Here is a 4,036-nt window from a genome sequence, read left to right as displayed (position 1 = left end):
CCGCGCCCTCGACCGCTCCCACACCAGCCACCTCGCCCGCCTGGAGATCAACCTCGCCACGAAAACCTGATCAACCCGAATGGGCAACAGGGTCGGCCAGGGACGCAAACGCTGGACCATGCGCTGGAAGCCCGCACTCCAGGCCTTCGACATCGCCTTCGACGGCCGACTCTCCGTCGGCCGCCGGTAACTCACACAACACGAGATACACCAGTCGCTGGACAGACCCCCTGCGCATACCTCACAGCACACCCCCATCCGGGTGACATCGGAGCGTCCCGGTTCATTTCATCGGCTGATACGACATAGATCATTTCTGTGTTCCGGTGTCACTCACTGGAACGACACTCGCGATCCACCCGAAGGAGCCCCGATGCGACTGAGCATCTCTCGTAGAGCCTCCATTCACATGGGACTCACCCTCGTCGCTTTTGGTGTCATTACGCCACCCGCTACCGCACAAGCGGCCGCCTCGGACACGGACGTACTCGGCGTGTCGCAGTCGGCTACGGGGCCCATCAACCCGGTGCTCGGCATGCCCTCCGCCAAGGCAAGAAGAACCGATCGTGCCACCACCCAGGGGCCGATCGTGAACGTGCCCAGCTGCAGCGAAAGCGACCTGCAAGCCGCGATCGGCGCTGTCGCCACGGTGGGCGGCACGGTCAACCTCAGACCGGGTTGCACCTACACCCTCACTGACGCCGCACCGCCCAACGACGACAACGGACTGCCGGTCATCACAAGCACCGTTACGATCAACGGAAGCGGCGACACCATCACCCGAGCGGCAAGCGCGGCCAATTTCCGCTTCTTCCAAGTCAACGGCTCCAATGGGAACCTCACTCTCAACAGCTTGACCCTCAGCAACGGTCACGCGTCCAGTAGCCTCGGCAACGGCCGGGGCGGTGCCATCTGGCTCAGCGGCGGCGGGCCCGGACTGATGCTGAACAACACCATCCTCGCCACCAACACCGCCGACAGCTTTGGTGGGGCCGTCGACAACGACAATGGCGCGTTGACCGTCAACGGGAGCACGCTCCGCAACAACACCGCGGCGGCCGGCGGGGCCCTGTTCGTCAGCCCGTTCGGAGGTTCCGGCACGGCGGCCGTCAGCAGTAGCACGGTCGTCGGCAACCACGCAAGAACCCTGGCCGGCGGGATCGCCGCCGCGGTCGGCACGATGGTGAAGCTATCCAGCAGCGTAGTCTCCGGCAACAACGTCACCGGTAGCAATGCGCTGGGCGGCGGCATCGCGCAAGCCGGCACCATCACGCTGCAGACAAGCACGGTCACCGGCAACACCGCCACTGGTAACAATGCGCAGGGCGGCGGCATCTACAACTTGACCGGCACGGTGCGGCTCACCGACAGCCCGGTCCTCGGCAACACCACCAATGGTACGAACTCCCGCGGTGGCGGCATCGTCAACACGGCCTCCGGCAACGCGACTCTCACCCGTAGCCCGGTGACCAAGAACCAGGCGCTGGGAACGGGTGCAGACGGTGGCGGCATCTTCAGGGCCAGCGGCACGGTGACACTGAACGTCAGTCCCGTCGTCCTCAACCAGCCCAACAACTGCGGTAGCCCCAGCACCGTGCCCGGCTGCTCCTAAGGGCTTGCAGATCATTAACACGTTGTCTCGATCTTGCTGTTGGGCTCGCGGCTCTGGTTGATGACGCGGGTCTGGAGAGTTGCGAGAGCGACAGTGGTGGTCGGTGGGATGGCGACGCCGCGTGTTTCGAGCAGCCTCCTGGTCTTCAGGAGGGTTCGGTGCATTGCGGTCCGGCTGCTACCGAACAGCACGGCGAGGGGTTCGGCAGCCAGGTTGACCCGTAGGTGGAGCACGGTGGCCAGGACCTGGCGGACGGCCGCGTCGGCTGTCCCCGTGCTGGGCCAGGTTCTGGACCAGGTCATCGAGCTGCCGCCGTGACATGCCGGTCAGCGAGGGATCCGACAGCAGGGTCGGCTCCCACTCCGGCTTGTGTGTCTGCGTGGTTCGTGCGGCCGGGATGACCAGGGCTGGCTGTGGGTGGAGAGCGTAGTTCCAGTCGCCGTGGAAGGCGTGCCGGGTCAGTGGCAGGGCGGCCGTCTCCGCGTCGCGGACGGCGGCTCCAGTCGGGTAGGTGTTGGTGTCGAGTCGGGCCGTGACGTGCAGTCCGGTGCGGGTGGTGGTCGCGGCGATGGACTCGATGATGACTTCGTGGCTGGCGAGCGGCCGACCGCGCCAGTTCATGGTGATGTGGGAGAAGAGCCGGTGCTCGATCTTGTTTCACTTCGATGCGCCGGGCGGCAGGTGGCAGACCGTGATGGTCAGGCCCGTCTCGGCGGCGAGTCGGCCGAGTTCGAGTTTCCAGGCCCGGGTGCGGTAGCCCTTGGAACCGCCGGCGTCGGCGGTGATCAGCAGACGGGTCGCCTGCGCGTAGGCGACCCGTCCCTGGCCGTGCCACCAGCGGCGGATGGACTCCACCGCGAAGGCAGCGGTGTCGTGGTCGGTGCCCACGTTGACCCAGCCTGTGTTCGCCGCCAGATCGTAGATCCCGTAGGGGACGGCCTTGCCCAGTAGCGGATCGGCGAAGTCTTGGACGTGTACCGGCACCGGGTCCCCCGCGGGCCGCCACGAGCGGCCTTGGTTCTTGAAGCCGCGCGTGCACGGCACCACCTCCGCCACGGTGTTCGGTGTCATCGCCGAGCTCAAGCGCCAGGGCTTGCTGACCGGCGTACCAGGAAGCCGAACCCGCGTCGCCGACAGCCCGGCATCCCCCGCGACCATCGAGCCCGCCGAGTACGCCCGCGTCCTGCGCACCCTGCTCACCGCCGAACAGCGCGCCGAACTGGCCCGTCTCCTCACCGACACCGCACCGGAGAAGCGCGCGCCCGCCAACACGGTGGAGGCTGCGGAAAACCTGGGGAAAGCAGCGCGCTCACTGCGCCGGGCTGTTCGTGGCGGCGTTCCCGACCACGACCAGCTGGCGGTCCAACTGCAGAAGGCGTTCGCCGACCTGGCCGCCGCGGTGAAGCCCGCCGCCGACCTCGCAGGCCAGCACCCAGGCGCCGCCTGGTGGCAACGCGCCCACCATGACGCCCAGGCTCTCGCCGCCGACATGGCCAACGCGGCACAGCAACCGTCTGCCCAATAGCCCGACCTCCTTCGCTCTTCCCTACTCCCCGCGTGCCGCCTGCCCACGTCCTGCACCGGCGCCGTGCATCCCGACGGCTTCCGAGTATGGGGACGGCCGATCTGTTGATCTGCAATTGAGCTGCGGCGATGGGCCGTTTCACCCTGACCGCCATGCCTCGCGGCCCCGAACTGGCCCCGCGCCTCAGCGATCGCGGCCAGTGCCCGCCCGGCCTGCGGTGAGCACCGGCTCGGCCGCCACGCCCGTTCGCTCGGCCCGCCGCCTCGACACCCGGCGCCACGCCCCCGCACCGGCCAGGAGCGCCAGCCCGTCCACCACCGCCGCGGACAACCCCATCGCCACGACCGTCTGCCACGAGTGCTCGTCCAGCTCCCCGCCCTCCGGCGACGCCCACAGCCGGATCCGGTGCCCGTCCGGGTGCACCTTGTCCGCCGGGCGCACCTCGTCGAAGGTGCGTCCGCCGACCGACCAGACGTACCGGCACTCGACCTCGTCCTCCGACCCCGCGCCCTCGTCCCAGCGCTGGCCGGTCACCCGGCAACCGCTGAGCTCGATCGTTACCGGTTCCGTCGTCCGCCCCCGGAGCTGGACCTGCTCCACCGTGCCACCCGTGGTCACGACCCCGGCCAGCACCAATACCGTCAGCCCGCCAGCGGCCAGCGCGTCGGCCCACCGGTCCAGACCCGGCCGGAGCCTGAGCCCGACCAGCGCCGTCACCAGGCCCGCCCCGAGCAAGACGAGCGGCCAGGCCGTCCACGGCGTCCCGTCCGCCCAGTTCCACAGCAGCACGCCCGCGCCGACGACCCCCCCCCGTTACCTTCTTGGTGGCCCCGCAATGGGGCTCCCGGCCTCCGGTCCGGCATGACTGTTCCCCCCTGTAGTTCGCATGATCCGGGGGG

General features: G+C 68.7%; 3 protein-coding genes and 1 pseudogene. 2 read left to right on the top strand and 2 right to left on the bottom strand.

The window, feature by feature from the left end:
* Positions 1-373 precede the first annotated feature (373 nt).
* A complete protein-coding gene (locus ACFQ87_RS44950; RefSeq protein WP_380616834.1) occupies positions 374-1,612 on the top strand; it encodes a hypothetical protein in 1,239 nt (412 codons plus the stop codon).
* Positions 1,613-1,626: 14 nt separating this feature from the next.
* Here the strand turns inward: ACFQ87_RS44950 and ACFQ87_RS44945 are convergent.
* Positions 1,627-2,638: pseudogene (locus ACFQ87_RS44945) on the bottom strand (ISAzo13 family transposase); the annotation flags it as partial.
* A gap of 7 nt (positions 2,639-2,645) precedes the next feature.
* Between ACFQ87_RS44945 and ACFQ87_RS44940 the strand changes: the two are divergent.
* A complete protein-coding gene (locus tag ACFQ87_RS44940; protein WP_380616833.1) occupies positions 2,646-3,137 on the top strand; it encodes a hypothetical protein in 492 nt (163 codons plus the stop codon).
* Between the two features lie 183 nt (positions 3,138-3,320).
* On the opposite strand, the gene ACFQ87_RS44935 is transcribed toward ACFQ87_RS44940, so the two are convergent.
* Positions 3,321-3,926: a hypothetical protein gene (locus ACFQ87_RS44935; RefSeq protein ID WP_380616832.1), complete on the bottom strand. Its 606-nt coding sequence runs from the start codon at positions 3,924-3,926 to the stop codon at positions 3,321-3,323.
* Between the last annotated feature and the right edge of the window lie 110 nt (positions 3,927-4,036).

It is taken from the genome of Kitasatospora sp. NPDC056531 (assembly GCF_042794375.1).
Lineage (GTDB): Bacteria > Actinomycetota > Actinomycetes > Streptomycetales > Streptomycetaceae > Kitasatospora.
The sequence above is the reverse complement of the archived record's forward strand: the minus strand, read 5'-3'. Positions and strand labels throughout refer to the sequence as shown.

Coding starts and splice junctions, on each gene's coding strand:
- ACFQ87_RS44950 (WP_380616834.1), top strand. CDS start 374: ATGCGACTGAGCATCTCTCGTAGAGCCTCCATTCACATGGGACTCACC.